Annotated in this window: 17 protein-coding genes and 1 riboswitch; of the genes, 12 read left to right on the top strand and 5 right to left on the bottom strand. The window is 37.8% G+C overall.

The genetic code is table 11. The annotated features are described in order from the left end of the window. Positions 1–17: 17 nt before the first annotated feature. The 4 genes from ctaD to ctaG all read left to right on the top strand — a co-directional run bounded on the left by ctaD (position 18) and on the right by ctaG (position 3,963). Complete coding sequence (gene ctaD, locus AB1H92_RS10475; RefSeq protein WP_115360349.1) at positions 18–1,892, top strand: cytochrome c oxidase subunit I; 1,875 nt, start codon at positions 18–20, stop codon at positions 1,890–1,892. Then, positions 1,892–2,518, top strand: coding sequence for a cytochrome (ubi)quinol oxidase subunit III (locus AB1H92_RS10470; RefSeq protein ID WP_075528535.1), 627 nt, complete (start codon positions 1,892–1,894; stop codon positions 2,516–2,518). The genes ctaD and AB1H92_RS10470 overlap by 1 nt, the downstream gene beginning before the upstream one ends. A 1-nt stretch (position 2,519) precedes the next feature. Next, entirely contained in the window at positions 2,520–2,882 is a 363-nt protein-coding gene (locus AB1H92_RS10465) for a cytochrome C oxidase subunit IV family protein (protein WP_115360350.1), read from the top strand. A 157-nt stretch (positions 2,883–3,039) separates the two neighbouring features. Continuing rightward, a complete protein-coding gene (gene ctaG, locus AB1H92_RS10460) occupies positions 3,040–3,963 on the top strand; it encodes a cytochrome c oxidase assembly factor CtaG (RefSeq protein ID WP_115360351.1) in 924 nt (307 codons plus the stop codon). Positions 3,964–4,035: 72 nt separating this feature from the next. Here ctaG and ytvI read toward each other — a convergent pair whose 3' ends face one another. Continuing rightward, the gene (gene ytvI, locus AB1H92_RS10455; protein WP_115360352.1) at positions 4,036–5,094 is read right to left on the bottom strand and encodes a sporulation integral membrane protein YtvI; all 1,059 of its coding nucleotides are present in this window, start codon (positions 5,092–5,094) and stop codon (positions 4,036–4,038) included. Positions 5,095–5,233: 139 nt separating this feature from the next. Then, the gene (locus AB1H92_RS10450; RefSeq protein WP_115360353.1) at positions 5,234–5,602 is read right to left on the bottom strand and encodes a YugN family protein; all 369 of its coding nucleotides are present in this window, start codon (positions 5,600–5,602) and stop codon (positions 5,234–5,236) included. 207 nt (positions 5,603–5,809) lie between these two features. On the opposite strand from AB1H92_RS10450, the gene AB1H92_RS10445 reads away from it, so the two are divergent. Further along, complete coding sequence (locus AB1H92_RS10445; protein WP_115360354.1) at positions 5,810–6,877, top strand: CAP-associated domain-containing protein; 1,068 nt, start codon at positions 5,810–5,812, stop codon at positions 6,875–6,877. 28 nt (positions 6,878–6,905) lie between these two features. On the opposite strand, the gene AB1H92_RS10440 is transcribed toward AB1H92_RS10445, so the two are convergent. Beyond that, positions 6,906–7,637, bottom strand: a complete 732-nt coding sequence (locus AB1H92_RS10440; protein ID WP_115360355.1) for an aspartate kinase — start codon at positions 7,635–7,637, stop codon at positions 6,906–6,908. 187 nt (positions 7,638–7,824) lie between these two features. Between AB1H92_RS10440 and AB1H92_RS10435 the strand changes: the two genes are divergently transcribed. Together AB1H92_RS10435 and AB1H92_RS10430 are read left to right on the top strand one after the other, a co-directional pair. Then, a complete protein-coding gene (locus AB1H92_RS10435) occupies positions 7,825–9,276 on the top strand; it encodes a UDP-N-acetylmuramoyl-L-alanyl-D-glutamate--2,6-diaminopimelate ligase (protein ID WP_166739530.1) in 1,452 nt (483 codons plus the stop codon). 66 nt (positions 9,277–9,342) lie between these two features. Further along, positions 9,343–9,786, top strand: coding sequence for a YlbF family regulator (locus AB1H92_RS10430; RefSeq protein ID WP_115360357.1), 444 nt, complete (start codon positions 9,343–9,345; stop codon positions 9,784–9,786). Between the two features lie 45 nt (positions 9,787–9,831). Here the strand turns inward: AB1H92_RS10430 and AB1H92_RS10425 are convergent, their stop codons facing one another. Then, the gene (locus tag AB1H92_RS10425) at positions 9,832–10,743 is read right to left on the bottom strand and encodes a glycerophosphodiester phosphodiesterase family protein (protein ID WP_115360358.1); all 912 of its coding nucleotides are present in this window, start codon (positions 10,741–10,743) and stop codon (positions 9,832–9,834) included. A gap of 142 nt (positions 10,744–10,885) precedes the next feature. Here AB1H92_RS10425 and AB1H92_RS10420 point away from each other — a divergent pair, with 142 nt between their 5' ends. The 4 genes from AB1H92_RS10420 to coaD all read left to right on the top strand — a co-directional run bounded on the left by AB1H92_RS10420 (position 10,886) and on the right by coaD (position 13,773). Further along, the gene (locus AB1H92_RS10420; protein WP_115360359.1) at positions 10,886–11,158 is read left to right on the top strand and encodes a YlbG family protein; all 273 of its coding nucleotides are present in this window, start codon (positions 10,886–10,888) and stop codon (positions 11,156–11,158) included. 131 nt (positions 11,159–11,289) lie between these two features. After that, positions 11,290–12,732 (top strand): hypothetical protein, encoded by a 1,443-nt coding sequence (locus AB1H92_RS10415; RefSeq protein ID WP_115360360.1) that lies wholly within the window; start codon positions 11,290–11,292, stop codon positions 12,730–12,732. Next, the gene (gene rsmD / locus AB1H92_RS10410) at positions 12,733–13,281 is read left to right on the top strand and encodes a 16S rRNA (guanine(966)-N(2))-methyltransferase RsmD (RefSeq protein WP_115360361.1); all 549 of its coding nucleotides are present in this window, start codon (positions 12,733–12,735) and stop codon (positions 13,279–13,281) included. Between the two features lie 9 nt (positions 13,282–13,290). Continuing rightward, a complete protein-coding gene (gene coaD / locus AB1H92_RS10405) occupies positions 13,291–13,773 on the top strand; it encodes a pantetheine-phosphate adenylyltransferase (protein ID WP_115360362.1) in 483 nt (160 codons plus the stop codon). 171 nt (positions 13,774–13,944) lie between these two features. Here coaD and AB1H92_RS10400 read toward each other — a convergent pair whose 3' ends face one another. Continuing rightward, the gene (locus AB1H92_RS10400; protein ID WP_115360363.1) at positions 13,945–14,835 is read right to left on the bottom strand and encodes a hypothetical protein; all 891 of its coding nucleotides are present in this window, start codon (positions 14,833–14,835) and stop codon (positions 13,945–13,947) included. A gap of 250 nt (positions 14,836–15,085) precedes the next feature. Between AB1H92_RS10400 and AB1H92_RS10395 the strand changes: the two genes are divergently transcribed. Next, a complete protein-coding gene (locus AB1H92_RS10395; protein ID WP_115360364.1) occupies positions 15,086–16,159 on the top strand; it encodes a SepM family pheromone-processing serine protease in 1,074 nt (357 codons plus the stop codon). Between the two features lie 264 nt (positions 16,160–16,423). Further along, positions 16,424–16,525: riboswitch (purine riboswitch) on the top strand. Positions 16,526–16,581: the final 56 nt, after the last annotated feature.

Here is a 16,581-nt window from a genome sequence, read left to right as displayed (position 1 = left end):
TAGAGGAGGTAAAACAAGTGAGTTCAGTTGCTCAAAAGAAAGGCTTTGGCGCCTGGCTATGGGATTGGTTGACGACAGTTGACCATAAGAAGATTGGTATCCTTTATTTGCTAGGCGGAGGATTCTTCTTCGTACTCGGTGGGATTGAAGCAGTTCTAATTCGTATTCAGCTTCTTCACCCGAATAGCGATCTAATTAGTGCTGGGCTATTTAACCAGTTAATTACGATGCATGGAACGACGATGATTTTCCTTGCAGCCATGCCTATATTATTCGGTTTTATGAACGCAATTATGCCACTACAAATCGGTGCGCGTGACGTAGCGTTTCCATTCATTAACTCACTAGGGTTATGGATGTTTATCTTCGGTGGATTGTTCTTAAACATATCATGGTTTATGGGGCAAGCACCTGATGCTGGTTGGACTTCTTATACATCATTAGCAATCACGTCTGAAGGACATGGAGTTGACTTTTACTCTATCGGTTTACAAATTGCAGGTGGAGGTACGTTAATGTCGGGGATTAACTTCCTTGTCACAATCATTAACATGCGTGCACCGGGAATGACGTATATGCGTATGCCATTATTCACTTGGACTACGTTTATCGCGTCAGCAATGATCTTGTTTGCGTTCCCACCACTTACAATTGGCTTGTTTTTCTTAACATTTGATAGATTGTTCGGCGGAAACTTCTTCGACCATACAATGGGTGGAAACACAATTATTTGGGAGCATATATTCTGGATATTTGGTCACCCAGAAGTTTATATTTTAATCTTACCGGCTTTCGGTATTTTCTCTGAAGTATTCCCAACGTTTTCAAGAAAGCGTTTGTTTGGATATACATCAATGGTTTTTGCAACAGTACTCATTGGTTTCTTAGGATTTATGGTTTGGGCTCACCATATGTTCACAGTTGGATTAGGGTCAACGGCAAACGCAATTTTCGCAGTTGCGACAATGGCTATTGCTGTACCTACAGGTGTGAAAATCTTTAACTGGTTACTGACGATGTGGGGCGGTAGTATTAAAGTTACAGTACCAATGCTCTATGCAATCGGATTTATTCCATCATTCGTAATGGGTGGAGTAACAGGGATTATGCAAGGTGCAGCACCACTTGACTACCAATTGCATGATTCATACTTTATCGTCGCTCACTTCCACTATGTAATTATTGGTGGTGTCGTACTCAGTATTTTAGCGGCTACTCACTATTGGTGGCCAAAAATGTTCGGTACATTGCTAGACGAAACGCTTGGTAAAGTGACATTTTGGTTCTTCTTTATTGGTTTCCATATGACATTCCTTATCCAGCACTGGTTAGGATTCTGGGGAATGCCACGCCGCGTATTTACGTATATGGATGGTCAAGGTTGGAATGCGGCGAACTATATTAGTACGATCGGTGCGTTCTTAATGTCGATTGGTGTCATTGTACTTGTTTACAACATCATTGTTACGACAGTTAAAAATAAGCGCGTTGGTAATGATCCGTGGGGCGATGGGCGTACACTTGAGTGGGCAACTCAATCACCACCCGTTTATTACAACTTCCCACAAACACCACTTGTACGTGGATTAGATACTGTATGGATTGAAAAGCAAGAAGGTAACGAATCTGGTTATACACCGGCAGTTCCATTGCAAGATATTCATATGCCGCACGGTTCAATTATTCCATTCCTCATGTCATTTGGATTGTTTATGGCAGGATTCGGTGCAATGTTCCGTTTAGAAACGTCTTGGGGACTATCGCTTTTAGTGTTCGGTCTGTTCTGGACTTTCGTTACAATGTCAATTCGTTCTGTGAAAGATGATTTAGGATACTATGTTCCTAAAGAAGAAATCTTAAGGGACATGAAGCGTGAAGGGGGTCAAAAATAATGGATCTGAATAAGAAATTTACCCCTGAGACTTGGCCTGATAACCCGGAAACAGCTACTTTTGAAGCCAAAAATAAGTTTGTTGGCTTCTGGCTATTCCTTGGCGGAGAAGTAATTTTGTTTGCTACGCTATTTGCAACATACTTAGCATTAAAAAACAAAGGGCCAGCTGGTCTCGAGTTTTCGACACAAGAGCTTTATGAATTACCGCTTGTATTTGTAATGACGATGCTATTATTAACATCCTCATTAACAAGTGTTTATGCAATGTATCATTTGAGAAATTACAACTTCAGGAAGATGCAACTATGGCTAGGAATTACAGCATTTCTAGGTCTTGGTTTTCTAATGCTTGAAGTGTATGAGTTTACTCATTATGTACAACTAGGTTTCACTTACGGAAATAGTGCGTTTAGTTCATCATTCTATACACTTGTAGGGACGCATGGTTTCCACGTAGCAATCGGACTTGTTTGGATTACGTTACTCATTTTCAGAAATGCGAAGCGTGGATTGAACTTGTATAACGCAACAAAATATTATACATTTTCACTATACTGGCATTTCATTGACGTCATCTGGGTATTTATCTTCACTGCAGTCTATTTGATGGGAGTGGTAGGTTAATATGGCAGACATCGAAATTTATGAAAAAACACCAAGTGAAGTTGAAATTGCAAGATTACGTGCTAGAAAAGGAATGCGTGCTCAAGTTATTATGTTCTCGATGATGATATTCTTGACGCTTACTTCATTTGCGATCGTATTAGCTTCAAATGCGGATGTAATTGGGTTCTCTAAGTTCTATGTAATTCCAGTCATTCTGTTATTTGCTGCTGTGCAGGTCGGATTACAACTTTACTACTTCATGCACATGAATGAAAAAGGGCACGGAATTCCGGAAATGTTCATGTTTACTGGAGCATTACTCGCATTCTTAATCGTTCTTACATTCGTTACAATCGTTTGGTGGAACCCACTATACGTATAAACTGTATAGTTAAGTATGCGGCACAACAAACTCGTACAGAATCTACTTCTGTACGAGTTTTTATTATTCTATGAATTTGTCATAGTTCATCCATTGAGTTATAGGTTTGCATTGCTTTATAATATAAATAGAGACTGTAATAAAGGAGTGATGGTGAATGCCTTTAAGTATATTCGGATTTCGTGCATTGTGGAGTCCGTGGTATTTCTTATCTTTATTGGTTGTAGTACTGCTCTATTTTTTAATCACAGTTAAATGGCGTCATAAATTTGAAAATTCCACCGCTTTAACACGTAAGCAAGCAATATTTTTTTTAAGTGGAATGATACTTCTTTACATTTTAAAAGGTTCACCGGTCGATTTGTTAGGTCATATATTATTTTCTGTACATATGACTCAAATGGCCTTTCTATTATTAGGAGTGGCACCTCTACTCATTATGGGAATACCGAATTGGGTGTGGGAAAAGTTATTTGAAGTGAAATTGATTAATAGTATCTTCAGATTTTTCACGAAGCCTCTTATTAGCTTATTTATGTTTAGTTTTTTATTTTCAGCTTATCATTATCCGTTAATTCTTGACAACGTAAAGTTAAATTTAATTTTGCATGGAATGTTTACTGCCACTATTTTCATGTCAGCGATATTTCTATGGTGGCCGCTCGTGAATACAGTTAAAGGGCAACCTAAAGTACACGGTCTAAAGAAGATTGGATACGTTGTATTAAGTGCGATCCTAATCACGCCAGCTTGTACATTAATCATTTTTGCGGATGTAGCTGTATATGATACGTATACGAACGGAGATGCTTGGTTGCAAGCCATGGCGCTCTGTGTCCCACCTGGAACGTTAGCAGGACTTTCTGGTCTAGGAATATCAGGACCTGAAATGTTTACAAGCATGTCTTCGTTATATGATCAACAGCTCGGAGGTATTTTAATGAAGGTTGCGCAGGAAATGATTTATATTTTTGTTATCGGGAAAATCTTCTTTTCTTGGGCAAATGAAGAACGAAATAATGCTGATGAAATTACTAGACAAGAGTTATTGAAACATCAAGAATTACAAGCGAACAGTTAAAAAATAAGAAAATATAAAAAGTAGAGGAATGGTTTCCTCTACTTTTTTAAATTCATAAAGCATTCGTCCTGGTTAAATTTTAAAATTAACGCGAATGATATTTGCTTCTCGTGCAGTAGTAAATAAAATAACGACAAGTGGTCCGATAAAGAATCCAAGAAAGCCGATAAGTTTTAAGCCGATGAACATTGCAATGAGAGTTGGTAAAGGTTTAAGGCCAATTTGTGACCCCATTACTTTTGGTTCGACTGTTCTACGTATCACTAGAAGAATAACTGCTAAAATTGTTAGTTGAGTTCCTGTTCCGACATCGCCACTTATGAAATAATATAATGCCCACGGAGCGAGAATAATGATTGATCCAAGTATAGGAATAAGATCAACTATCCAAATAATAAGGGACATAATGAAAGCATATTTAGGTTTTATTAAAAAGAGTCCAATAAGTGTAACAACAAAAATGATAATACTAACAAGAAATTGTGCTTTCACAAACCCAAATAGAATTGAATTGAGTTTTGTAACCATAAATCGTACTTTTTTTTCTGTAGATTTTGTGAGATACTTAAATAATATTCTTTTGAGTTCTGGTAATTCTAACATGAATAGAAACAATGCAATAACAAAGACGATTAAACTAACGAGATAGTTTGGCACGTCGGTTAAGAGTGATGTAATCTTGTCGTAGCTCAACAATTCAAGGATTGCTATTCTAATCGAGTCAAATATGTTTTTTAAGGACTCCTGAATGGATTCAATAACTTCTTTTGGCATGCCGGCCGTATACTGGAATAGTTTATTTTGCATATCAATCCAGAAGCCGGATAATGTATTGAAATGACCAGGAGCTGCGTGCGTGAAGTCGATTATCTTTCCTATAAGACGGGTAACAGTATAATATAATAGTGAAGAGATAATTGCTAAAATAAAGATGAAAACAGAGATCACAGCTGGTTTTCGATTCCATTTAAATTGCTTTTCTACAAGTCTAACGAGGGGATCGATGAGCAAAGCTGTAAGGAGTGCAAAAATAATTGGTAAGGAAACTGGGATAATATAAAAGAAAATTAGTATAATGAATATAACGCTTAACAATATGAAAAAGTTCCGTTTAGTAAACCATTTGGACAATGCTCATTCCTCCAATAATTCATATTACCTTTATTATAACCAATTATTTAGATTTGAATAGATATACTTACTAGGTATGAGCAAACGCTTTTATTGACAAAAAAACCGAAGAATCTAAAGTTCTTCGGCTATCGAAAAATCAAACTTTCTTTAAATTATGTTTTTCTAATGCAACTAACACTTTCTTTAATGTTGTTTCACAATCTTTGATAAGGCTTTCAGGGAAATGTTCGTCTTCACCGTATTCTACGCCGAATGGGTAGTAATGCTTCCCGATGACAGGTTTTTTAAGTTGAATAATTGCGTCACGTGCGTCAACATCGCCTTCTGTTGCGAAACCGAAAATACGCAGATAAAAAGTACCTTCTTTAAGCGTATACTTTTTATCATAAGTAACGCGCTCGTAGTCCCATTGTCCACCACGAATTAAATCATGTTGTAGCATAATTTCATCAAGTATGAATAAATCCGAAACGATATTTTCAATGCCAGTATTTTCAATATACATAGATTGAATCCTCCTTTTATCGATTATCCAGAAAATACACTATACCTATTCATAATAGAACACTTTCGTTGCAGTTGCAATGACAACATTGTGTCGATGAGATTAGGGTACAGAATGATTTTAGGTTTCGGTCTTATTGGGGAATATCTAGCAAAATTGTAGGGACATCGAATGTACGTTTAAATTTAGTTGAAAGCAGGGATTTGGTTGAAGAATATTTTCAGAATAGCTGTCCTACTAGTTGCTGTTCTTCTCGTTTTCTATGTGATGGGAGAACGCGTAAAAGAAAATGAACCGCTAGAGGCGCCTGTTAAACAAGGGACTGCGGTACCAGTTGAAGATAAAGGAGTAGGCTCTGCGATTCCACAGTCAGCTCGACCGGAGGAAGGAATCTCTATTTATGTTGGAGAACCTGTAGATACTTTAATTGAAGTGTTAGGTAAACCAAAGCGTATCGAACCATCTAGTTATCAATATGATTGGTGGATATACGAGAATGACAAACGACTCATGGTCGGTGTTACACGCGATGGCATTGTAAATCAACTCTATACAGCCGATGACACATCGAATGTTGCCCCGTTTGAAATCGGTCAAGATATAAATGATATTTACCGATTTACAATTGTCGGTTCCGAAGTAGATGTGAATGTTGCAGATAATATATATACGTTTTCTTTAAATAGTGAAGATTTACATAGCCGGCCTTTAATTATATATAAGGACTTATTTGCACAACTGTATATCGATAGAGAGAATAATGGACTGGCAGGCGTACGATTTATTGATCCTGCTACATTAGTGCTTCATCAACCATATGAAATGACGTATATGGGCGAACTGCTCACCTCTAAACCGCCTTCATCTACATTACAAATTGAAGTGGATAGGACAATTGAGCGGCAAATCTTTGAGTTAACAAATCTACAGCGAGTGAAACATCAAGTTTCAGAATTACAAGGTGATTACTCCTTGAGTACCTTTGCGCGGAAACATAGCGAGTTTTTGGCATTGGAAAATAACTTGAAAGAAGAAGCGACTAAAGAGGAGAGTCTATCTAATCGACTGAAAAAAGCCTCTATTGAACATAAGAAGGCAGGTGAAAACACCGCATTCAATTACGTTGATGCAATAGAAGCGGTGCATGGTTGGATGAATTCATCAGATCATCGAAAAGTCATGTTGGATAAGGATTTCACTCATTTAGGAACTGGCGCATATAATAATTATTTCGCTCAAACATTCATCAAAGTGCCTGTTGAAAATAAAAGATAATGATTATTGTTTTCTTAGAAAAGAATATTTAGTTTGTTATCCAAGTTCCTGTTTCTGAACTAGCGATTCCTCTAACATATAATGGAATCGCTTTTTCTTTTGCAAGTATTGCTGCTCTCTTTTGGACGATTGTATTGTCTCCATTTAGTAGGGTGAGAAATTCGTCGAAACTTAGAAAGTCGTATTTTTCATAGTCAGAAACAAAATTAGGGTCTCCTGTTAATACACCCGGAACATCTTTAAAAAATTCTACGTGAGAAGCTTGAAGTGAATCGGCGAGTGCAACTGCTGTTAAATCACTGCCACCTCTCCCTAAAGTCATCACGTTTCCTAACTTATCCATCCCTTGAAAGCCAGGAATGATAACGCAATCAACTTGTTCTAAAGATTTAATAATGTTGGATGTGTCAATGGCTTCAAGTGTAGCGTCCCCAAAATCACCTGCCGTTACAATTCCAGTTTGTTTACCGTGGAGAACTGTGTTAGATACCCCGAACTGATGTAACTCTGCTGAAAGAACAGCGGATGCTATAAGTTCACCACAGGATGCTACGAGGTCTCGAGCAACATAATCCGATGCAAAGGCTTCGGAAAGATTAATTAGGCTGTCCGTTGCATATGGGTCCCCTAATCGACCAATTGCAGATACGACGACGACAATTTTTTCATACTGTTTGATGCCATCTAATATGTGGTTCATGCTGTAATTTCTCATTTCTTCACTTTGCATGGCGATTCCGCCAAATTTTTGCACAATCATAAAAGTCCCCCAACTTTCTTCGTGTCATTCGAAACATCAGTTTCATACCATAAATTGAAACTTCATTTCAGAAGTAATTCATCTTGTCGGAACTGCATCTTCAAATCTTCAATATTACAAAGCTTTAATTGGTTCGTTCTCAATAATATATTCGCTTATTGACAAAATGTTCGGGAAGGGGAGTAGCGTGTTACTTTTACAAGAGTTACTTAAAGACTGGCCGTGTACGTTTACTGGTGAAAAGTTTAGTATTCCAGTGGTTGGCGTTACGGAAAACTCTAAAGCTGTCAAACCTGGATTCCTATTTGTTGCGAGGAAAGGAGAGAAAGTGGATGGAATTTCATATATAGAAGAGGCAATTCGACTAGGAGCTGCGGGAATTGTACTTGATAGGCCGGTATCCATTGACTTATCTCGTGACGTTCCATTAATCGTTGTCCCGGATTGCAGAAAGTTTTTATCACATGCGAGTGCAAGGTTATCAGGAAACCCATCGGAACGCTTAACGATTATTGCGGTAACGGGAACAAATGGTAAGACGACGGTAAGCCACTTTATTGGTCAACTCTTAAATGGCTTAGGGCTGCGCACTGCTGTGATTGGAACGTTAGGGGTATTTATTGATGGTGTGCGAGCTACCTACGATATTCCATCAATGACAACGTTGCCCGCAGAGTATCTCCATCCGTTACTTAAGGATTGTGAAGAAAAGGGAATCAAGCATATCATCATGGAAGCTTCGTCTCTTGGATTATCCACAGATCGATTGGAAGATTGTGAGATTGACATTGGCATTTTACTAAATGTAGGTGTTGATCATTATGAAGAACACGGAAGTAAAGAGGCATATATTCAAGCAAAGCAAAAGCTAGTTTACAAGGCAAAGCATCTCGTTGTGAATTGTGATGATGATATATGTGTTGACATGACAAAGAATTCTTCACAACCGTTTACTCTTTTCGGTACAGGAGGGGCATCTGACGTTCAACTTATCAATGAAAGCGGAACTTATAAAGTAAAAGCGCCTACTTTTGAACAGGAATTAAAGCTCCCTGTTTTTGAATTTTTTAACCAAATGAATGCAGTAGCGGCAATTAGCGCATTGCACATCCTTTCTCATCCATTTGAAGAGATTTTTACTCATACCTCTTTGTTATCATTACCTGAAGGAAGAATGCAAAGGATAGAGCGTAATGGTGTTACAGTGATTATCGATTATGCGCATACGCCTGATGCGTTGGAAACTGTCTTACAATCACTCGCTAAAGAAAGCCAAGAAAGGATTATTACTGTTTTTGGTTGTGGGGGAAATCGTGATAAAGGAAAAAGAAAAGAGATGGGGGAAATCGCGGCATTCTATTCTTCTACTATCTTAGTAACCTCTGATAATCCGAGAAATGAAGACCCATTGACCATTATTCAAGATATTACAGCGGGTTTTTCCGAAGGGAGTACTGCTGTCCAAGTCGAAGTCGATAGAGCTAAAGCAATTCAAAGGGCAATTTCCATTGCATCTGCAGGGGATATCGTACTAATTGCAGGGAAAGGACATGAAAAAACACAACATATTGGGAGGGAAATACTCCCATTTTCTGATGTCGAAATTGCAGAGCAAGCTTTATTTGCGAACATAAAGTAAGTCCCGACCATTCACGAACTCATATGAATCTGTTATGATTGAATGTGAGTGGAGGGGATGAATCTAATGCTAATCACTGATGAATGGCTCACCATCATCGAACATGCGGAAGAACTAATAAAAATCATGGCTTCATCTGAAGTCGTTGAAGAATATAATAAAGCCCGAGAAGCTGTTTATTCGAATGATGTTCTTGTAAAATCGATTAAAGAATTTACCATACTAAAAGAGCGTTATGAAGAAGTGCAACGGTTTGGACGGTATCATCCAGATTATAGAACTGTGATGAAAGATATCCGACTACGTAAAAGAGAGTTGGATTTAAATGAACAAGTAGCTGCGCTTCGTCTTGCAGAAAACGATGTACAGCAATTATTCGATGAAATTGGAATGATTATCGGAAAGACTGTATCAGAGTCGGTGAAAGTTCCAACAGGTAATGGTTTCTTCACTGATTCATCTTGCGGAAGCGGCTGCGGTTCTGGTGGAAGCTGTTCTTGCTCGGCTTAACTAAAAATGCTGAACTTACATTTTCGTAAGTCCGGCATTTTTTAATTATTCAGCAACAGCATTTTGAATGGTTTTCATCATGACAGTGGGTTGATCAGTAATAAAGCCAGCAGCGCCTGCGTTGATAAGCGTTGTAATATTGTCAGGTTCATCAACATCTGTAAAATAAATCGGTATATTTAACTTCGATAAGAAATTGATAAATCCAGCTCTCCCGATTGAGAATATCCCCATTTTGTGGGGGCAACAAAACAAGTCAGTGGTTGGTTGATAAAAATGCCCGAATTGGCTTGTGAAAGCAGTATAGGCTTTTTTGATTTCACGATTTCCCGCTCCGATAGCAACCCGGTTTTGGGCATATAAATTAAAACGGTCAACTTGCTCATCAAAAGCACTTGTAACGGCAAGGCGATCTTCAGCTCCCAATTCTTCGATAAGATACCATAACTTTGAAGGAATCAAGCTACCTTCATATGTATCAGGTGTTTCTTGAATGTTAATACAAATAAACAGGTGTGGAAATTGTTCTAAAAGCTCTTTAAGGGATAAAACAGTTTCGCCTTTCCCTCTATAAGGGAATTCTCCATTTTTATCTTTAAAGTGATAACCAGCATCGGCTTCTTTTATTTCGCTTAACGAATAATCTGCTAATTTACCTTCAAGATTTGTTGTTCGGTTCACATATTCATCATGAAACACGACAATCTGCTCATCTTTCGTTAAACGGATATCGACCGCAAAACCATGGACACCGTACGATGCTGAATGACTAAAAGCTGCATTCGTATGTTCAGGCGCTTCTAGTAGGCCACCACGGTTGGCTAATACAATCGGGCTATCGAAATTTAGCGCTTTCTTTTCGGTGCGAGGGATGGACTTAGACATCGCTTTAGAAGCAGCCCATGCAGCTATACTCGCAGCTCCTACAGTTAGGGCGACAGTTCTTTTTCTTCCCATGAGAATTCCTCCTTTGGTAACCGATGAATCAATCATTCATGTAGAGTTTTTTAATAAAATGATACGAATGGATCGTTCTAATTGTAGTTGCAGCTCTTTTCAGACATATGGTATTGTAGTGTGTAGGAAAAGAGGGAATTAGATGATCAAACGACAAGGTATAATCATTTATTTGCATAATTTAAGACAAGCAAAGTCACTTCGAAAATATGGACATGTCCATTATATATCAAGAAAAATGAAATATGTAGTCCTTTATTGTAATCAGGAAGACGTTGAATCTGTTATGAAAAAAGTGAGGCAACTTTCATCAGTAAAAAGAGTCGTACCTTCCTATCGCCCTTTTTTAAAGACAACTTATGAAAATGCAAAACCAGATAAGGCGAAAGAATATGATTATAAGACTGGTCTCTAAAGACCAGAATGGATGATTAATTGGGAAACCCAATAATCCCAATAATCCTGGCAGATGAATATTCCTTGCTACGCATATTGAGAACCTCATATGAAACGATTTAGGAAGAAGGCATAGATGGAGGTGTGTATTTGAAAAAAATAACAAAAGCACTCGTATTGCTCTTGTTGACTAACGCACTTCTAATCTATGTGCACTATCAGGAAGCAAACGATTCGACTAAAGGCAATATCGATCAACTTACATACGATCAGGAAATTGAAATGATTAATCGAAATGATGAATTAATCATTCGCCATCATTTTAGTAATTTGCCACAAAATCGTCTGGAGATTGTTTGGCCAGAGGAAAGTGAGCAACGTACATGTCATTTAGAAGGGGAGGATACTTGTTCCCGACTCGATAACCATGTAACCGCTTTTACTGAAGGCGAAGAAACGCGGCAATCTATTTCGTATGTGATGCCTAAAAATGATTCTACAGTCGAGGGGAATATGTTTACATCGGTTTATGCTACATTACACAAAGCGAATGCAAATACTACCATTATTCATCTTGCCGATGAAATAAACAAGGGTGGCATGTGGATAACTGGTTTACGAGAAGTGGGAAATAAAAGTTTGGACCTCATCGATTACACGCTTTTTCTCGGGGAAGGTGCAGTACCCGATTTATACTGGCAGAGGAAAAGACGAAATATTGTTTATTCAAGTGATCGCGTGACAATATATAGTTCAAACCAGTCGGTACATCCGGAAGAAGTTCAAAAAATAGAAAATATGCTAACCATAATTGATGCCCCGCATACAACGATTATGTTAAGTGATGAACATAAATTAATTACTTCAGATCGCTTTATCATTACAGAAAAAAAACAAATGAACATAGCTGTACATCAATATGTTTTAAATCAATTTTATAAAATGTACGAAACGTCTATCGAGGATAAACTTGCTGTAGAAATCGCTGCCTCCTTCATTTTAAATGAGGAAATGGGCGCGGAGTCGTCCCGTAATGCTTATAACGTTTTACTAAGTCATTTAACTTCGGTGGAAATAAAACAAATCACAGATAAAATTCAAGAAAGACATGGTCAAGCATTAGATGCAGGCGTGTTAACCCAAGTTTTTGAAGAAGTAACAGGCTACCAAACATCTTTTTTTACGAAAAACAGCCAACTTGATGGGCAAACATATCCGCTTCTACTGGAAAGTCCTCAAGTTATTATTGTTTCAGGAACGGATAGGTTAGAGAAGCGTGCGGTTGTCATGAATAATCAAGTGTATTACCCAATTTCAGTAGTGATGAAGAAACTTGGCTATACAGTTACATGGAATGATCACTCTTTATATATCGAAAATGGTACGAGAAAGTACCGCTTTCCAATGCGAGATTATTTTTATGTTTATAATCAAAAAAGATACGCTACGCAATCAATACCATTTGAACGGATTGAAAATGAGTTTTATTTTGTAGAGTCTGCCATGATAAGAATATTCCAACTTGAAATTAAAAAAACATCAAAAGATATTGAAATTATGCCAATCGCAATACTGAGTGAAGGAGATAGTTGAATGAGAATCATAGCAGGAGAACGCAGAGGGTTGCCGTTAAAATCTTTAAAGGGTGAAAATACTCGTCCGACTTCAGATAAAGTAAAAGAATCTATGTTCAATATAATCGGACCTTTTTTTGATGGGGGGGTTGTTGTAGAGTTATTTGGAGGAAGCGGAGCGCTTTCATTAGAAGCGCTGTCTAGGGGAGCGGAAGAGGCATATATTTTTGAGAAAAATCGAGCAGCTTGTGAGATAATTCGTTTGAATAGTGAAAAATGTCGATACGAACAGAAGGTTCATGTTCAAAAAACGGATGCACGAAATGCTTTTAAATATCTAAGCAAGCAAAATAAAAAAATCGATTTATTATTTATAGACCCTCCTTATGCACAAGAAAGGTTTTATGACTTAGTGCAGGAGGCTGTAGATTTGAATCTTCTCTCGGAACAAGCGCTTATTATATGTGAACATGATAAAAAAGTGGAATTATCACCGTGCTACGGTGAATTTAAATTGAAAAAAACAAATACATATGGAAATATTGCGCTAACAATATATGGGAAATGAGGTTTGGAAATGTCTAAATTAGCTGTTGTACCAGGGAGCTTTGATCCGATTACGAATGGTCATTTGGATATTATTACAAGGGCTGCTAAAGTATTTGATCAAGTAAATGTTGTCATTATGAATAACTCTGCTAAAAATTCATTGTTCACAGTGGAGGAGAGAATGACCTTAATTGAAAAAGCGACTGCAAATCTGCCGAATGTCCAAGTGGCATCATCCAATGGACTCATGATTAATTATGCAGAAAGTGTTGGTGCGGTGGCGGTTGTAAGAGGATTGCGAGCTGTCACTGATTTTGAGTATGAAATGCAAATCACATCGATGAACCGAGTACTCGATGAAGATATTGAAACATTTTTTATAATGACAAAAAACCAATATTCATTTCTAAGTTCTAGCATTGTGAAGGAAGTTGCCAAATATGGAGGTAACATTTCGGAGTTAGTGCCTAAAGAAGTAGAGAGTGCCTTGAAAAAAAAATTCCAACAATGATCGTAACAAAAGCGTAATGTGAATGCCTGGGCATTAGGCGCATGAAGTTATCTATCATAAATAATGTACTCGCTAAATTTGGACATACATAAGTTGGGTGCGCGGAGTGGAATCTTGCATTTAGATGCAGAGGCTATCATGAAAAATAAAATCAATGATAGCCTTCTATATTCATGACAGTAAAAAGTAAAAGACAATCGGAACGAGTAGAATGCTCCATAATCGACCAAGAATATACGGGCGTAACGAAAGGTTTGCAGATTTTGCGATAACGGCTACTTGCATATGGATACTTAAGCCGTTCACCGAAATAATTGCGGCAATGAGTAGCGGAAAGAAAGTGAAATGACTTAAATGAACAGTAGCTTCCTGGACGCCTGCAGTCATTTCGAAAAACGATAATAGAATTGTTTGAGTAACCCCTGTATCGAAATCAAATGTAGTCGCAACGAGATTTGCTAAAACTGCACCGAGTGATGAGAAAAAAATGACAGTAGTCGCAACGAGAATGATGACATTCGAACTGTCTTTAATTGCATCTAATAGTGGGATTCCACCGCTTTTTGGAGCGTTAGAAAGACTGGCCTTAGGCAACTTTGTTTTTGAGTTTAAAAAAATAGAGATAAGCAAGAAAAATAATATGTTGACGACATGAATGGCGATTAATAGCATCCACCCTTTACGAAGATCACCGAGTAATTCAGTGCCAACAAATCCTATAATGAACATTGGACCAGGTGCATGGCATGCTGCTAAAAGTAGTCCGCCCTGTTTTGTTGATATTTCATTTCTTTTTGTCATTTCAGAAACTGTTACTGCACCCACTGGGAATCCACCAAAGGAACCTAAAACATATGCTTTCACATATCGTTTCCAAATAGCTGTATCTGAGTTCGTGGTGGACGTTTTTAGTAACCACTGCGTTAAAATAATATAGGGTAGCAGATAAGGGAGTAATGCATTGATAAAAAGTCGCGCCCCGATTTCTGCTCCATCGTGTGCGATGCCAGGTTGTAAAATGAAAAGAAAAATGAGACCCCATATGATGACGATATTAATCATAATAATGAAGGCATACCACGATTCGTTTCTTTATGCATGCACTCTGCTCCTTTCGTTAGTTTTGAGAGAAGTACGAAGAACATACTTTGAGTGGTGTAGGAACTAACGTCATAATTTTAGTGGATTGTTTACTTCTTACGTAGATGTTTACTTTAAGTTACATCTGCGCTTTTGTTTTTTTAGAGCGATAATAGTATATATGTGATGCGAAAAACGAACATGCTAGTAATTAAAATGGAGGTGCATCAAGATGAGAATGAAGAGAATAGGAATTTCAGCAATGATTTTAGCTGTTCTAGCAGGTCTCTTCTTTTATCCACTGGATAGTTATATTACTCAACCCGGAGGTGCTTATGACCTTGCACCTCTTGTAGAAGTAGTTGGTGGAGATGAGCAGGATATTGGAACATTTAGTTTAATGACGATATCTCTGTCTAAGACGACACCTATTACTTATGCGCTTTCGAGATTTTCCGATAAACATAAATTATTGCCTGCGAAAAATGTGAGAAGACATGGCGAAAATGAGGCAGAATATAATCTGCGTCAAAAACGATTAATGTCTGATTCACAGTTTAACGCAATTACCGTGGCGTTTGGGAAAGCTGGTATTCCAATCGATATTGAATTGAACGGCGTTGTTGTCATGCAAGTTCTTCAGAATGGGGCATCTTCCAATATATTAGAAATGGGGGATATTATTCATGAAATTGACGGTATCAAACTGTCGACTTCAGGTGAGTTTGTTGCGCTTATTTCCGAGAAGCAACTTGGAGAGGAAGTTCAATTAACAATCGAGCGAAATGAAGAAATGCTTGATGTAGTTGTCGCATTGCAAGAAATCCCTAACGGTGATGGACGAGTTGGGCTTGGTATACAATTTCAAGAAGACCGGAATGTGACAACAAAACCTGAAGTAACGATTCATACGTCCAATATTGGCGGACCTTCAGCAGGCTTAATGTTTACGTTGGAAATACTAAATCGCCTACTTGATGATAGAGATATTACGAAAGGTTATCATATCGCAGGAACTGGAGAGATATTAGAGGATGGTACAGTAGGACGAATTGGTGGTGCGGATTTCAAGGTGATGGCTGCAGACAAAGATGGCATCGAAATCTTTTTCGCACCTCATGATGAAATACCAGAAGAAGTAAGGCGAGCGAATCCTGGAATTCAATCCAACTATGAAGAGGCTTTACAAACTGCAAAGGCAATTGGAACAAACATGAAAATCGTTCCAGTCAAGACCATCGATGATGCGCTTAACTATTTGAATGATTTACAACCGAAATCATCAGGCTTGAAATCCGGACAATGATATTTTACTTTCTTGAAACGTTCGCGTATTTCGCTATGTTAGTCGAAACGATAGACGAGTTTGCTTTTTGAAAAAAATCATGTGTACCGAACAGCTAGCATTGCATTTAGGGAGCATTTACCCAAGGTGGAACTCAGTTTTGTTCGGATATCGATAAAAATTCTTTGTCTAGAAATAGATATAATCAACTAATTTGAAGAAGAATAAGAATTATTATTTACTTTATTACCCTATTGAAATACGAATAATGCATGTTACAATAAGGACATTCTAATGACATTCACTCATATAATCGCGGGAATATGGCCTGCAAGTTTCTACCGATTTGCCTTAAACAAATCGACTATGAGTAGCAATGGAAAGAGCCTTTTGTATATGCGAAATGTCTCTTTTTCAAATTCTTTCGATTAGTTGCTCGAAGA

This window comes from Sporosarcina pasteurii (assembly GCF_041295575.1).
Lineage (GTDB): Bacteria > Bacillota > Bacilli > Bacillales_A > Planococcaceae > Sporosarcina > Sporosarcina pasteurii.
Note: the sequence above shows the minus strand (reverse complement) of the source record. Positions and strands in the feature narration are given on the sequence as shown.

Coding starts and splice junctions, on each gene's coding strand:
- AB1H92_RS10470 (WP_075528535.1), top strand. CDS start 1,892: ATGGATCTGAATAAGAAATTTACCCCTGAGACTTGGCCTGATAACCCG.
- AB1H92_RS10465 (WP_115360350.1), top strand. CDS start 2,520: ATGGCAGACATCGAAATTTATGAAAAAACACCAAGTGAAGTTGAAATT.
- ctaG (WP_115360351.1), top strand. CDS start 3,040: ATGCCTTTAAGTATATTCGGATTTCGTGCATTGTGGAGTCCGTGGTAT.
- AB1H92_RS10450 (WP_115360353.1), bottom strand. CDS start 5,602: ATGTATATTGAAAATACTGGCATTGAAAATATCGTTTCGGATTTATTC.
- AB1H92_RS10440 (WP_115360355.1), bottom strand. CDS start 7,637: ATGATTGTGCAAAAATTTGGCGGAATCGCCATGCAAAGTGAAGAAATG.
- AB1H92_RS10430 (WP_115360357.1), top strand. CDS start 9,343: ATGCTAATCACTGATGAATGGCTCACCATCATCGAACATGCGGAAGAA.
- AB1H92_RS10425 (WP_115360358.1), bottom strand. CDS start 10,743: ATGGGAAGAAAAAGAACTGTCGCCCTAACTGTAGGAGCTGCGAGTATA.
- AB1H92_RS10420 (WP_115360359.1), top strand. CDS start 10,886: ATGATCAAACGACAAGGTATAATCATTTATTTGCATAATTTAAGACAA.
- rsmD (WP_115360361.1), top strand. CDS start 12,733: ATGAGAATCATAGCAGGAGAACGCAGAGGGTTGCCGTTAAAATCTTTA.
- coaD (WP_115360362.1), top strand. CDS start 13,291: ATGTCTAAATTAGCTGTTGTACCAGGGAGCTTTGATCCGATTACGAAT.
- AB1H92_RS10400 (WP_115360363.1), bottom strand. CDS start 14,835: ATGATTAATATCGTCATCATATGGGGTCTCATTTTTCTTTTCATTTTA.
- AB1H92_RS10395 (WP_115360364.1), top strand. CDS start 15,086: ATGAGAATGAAGAGAATAGGAATTTCAGCAATGATTTTAGCTGTTCTA.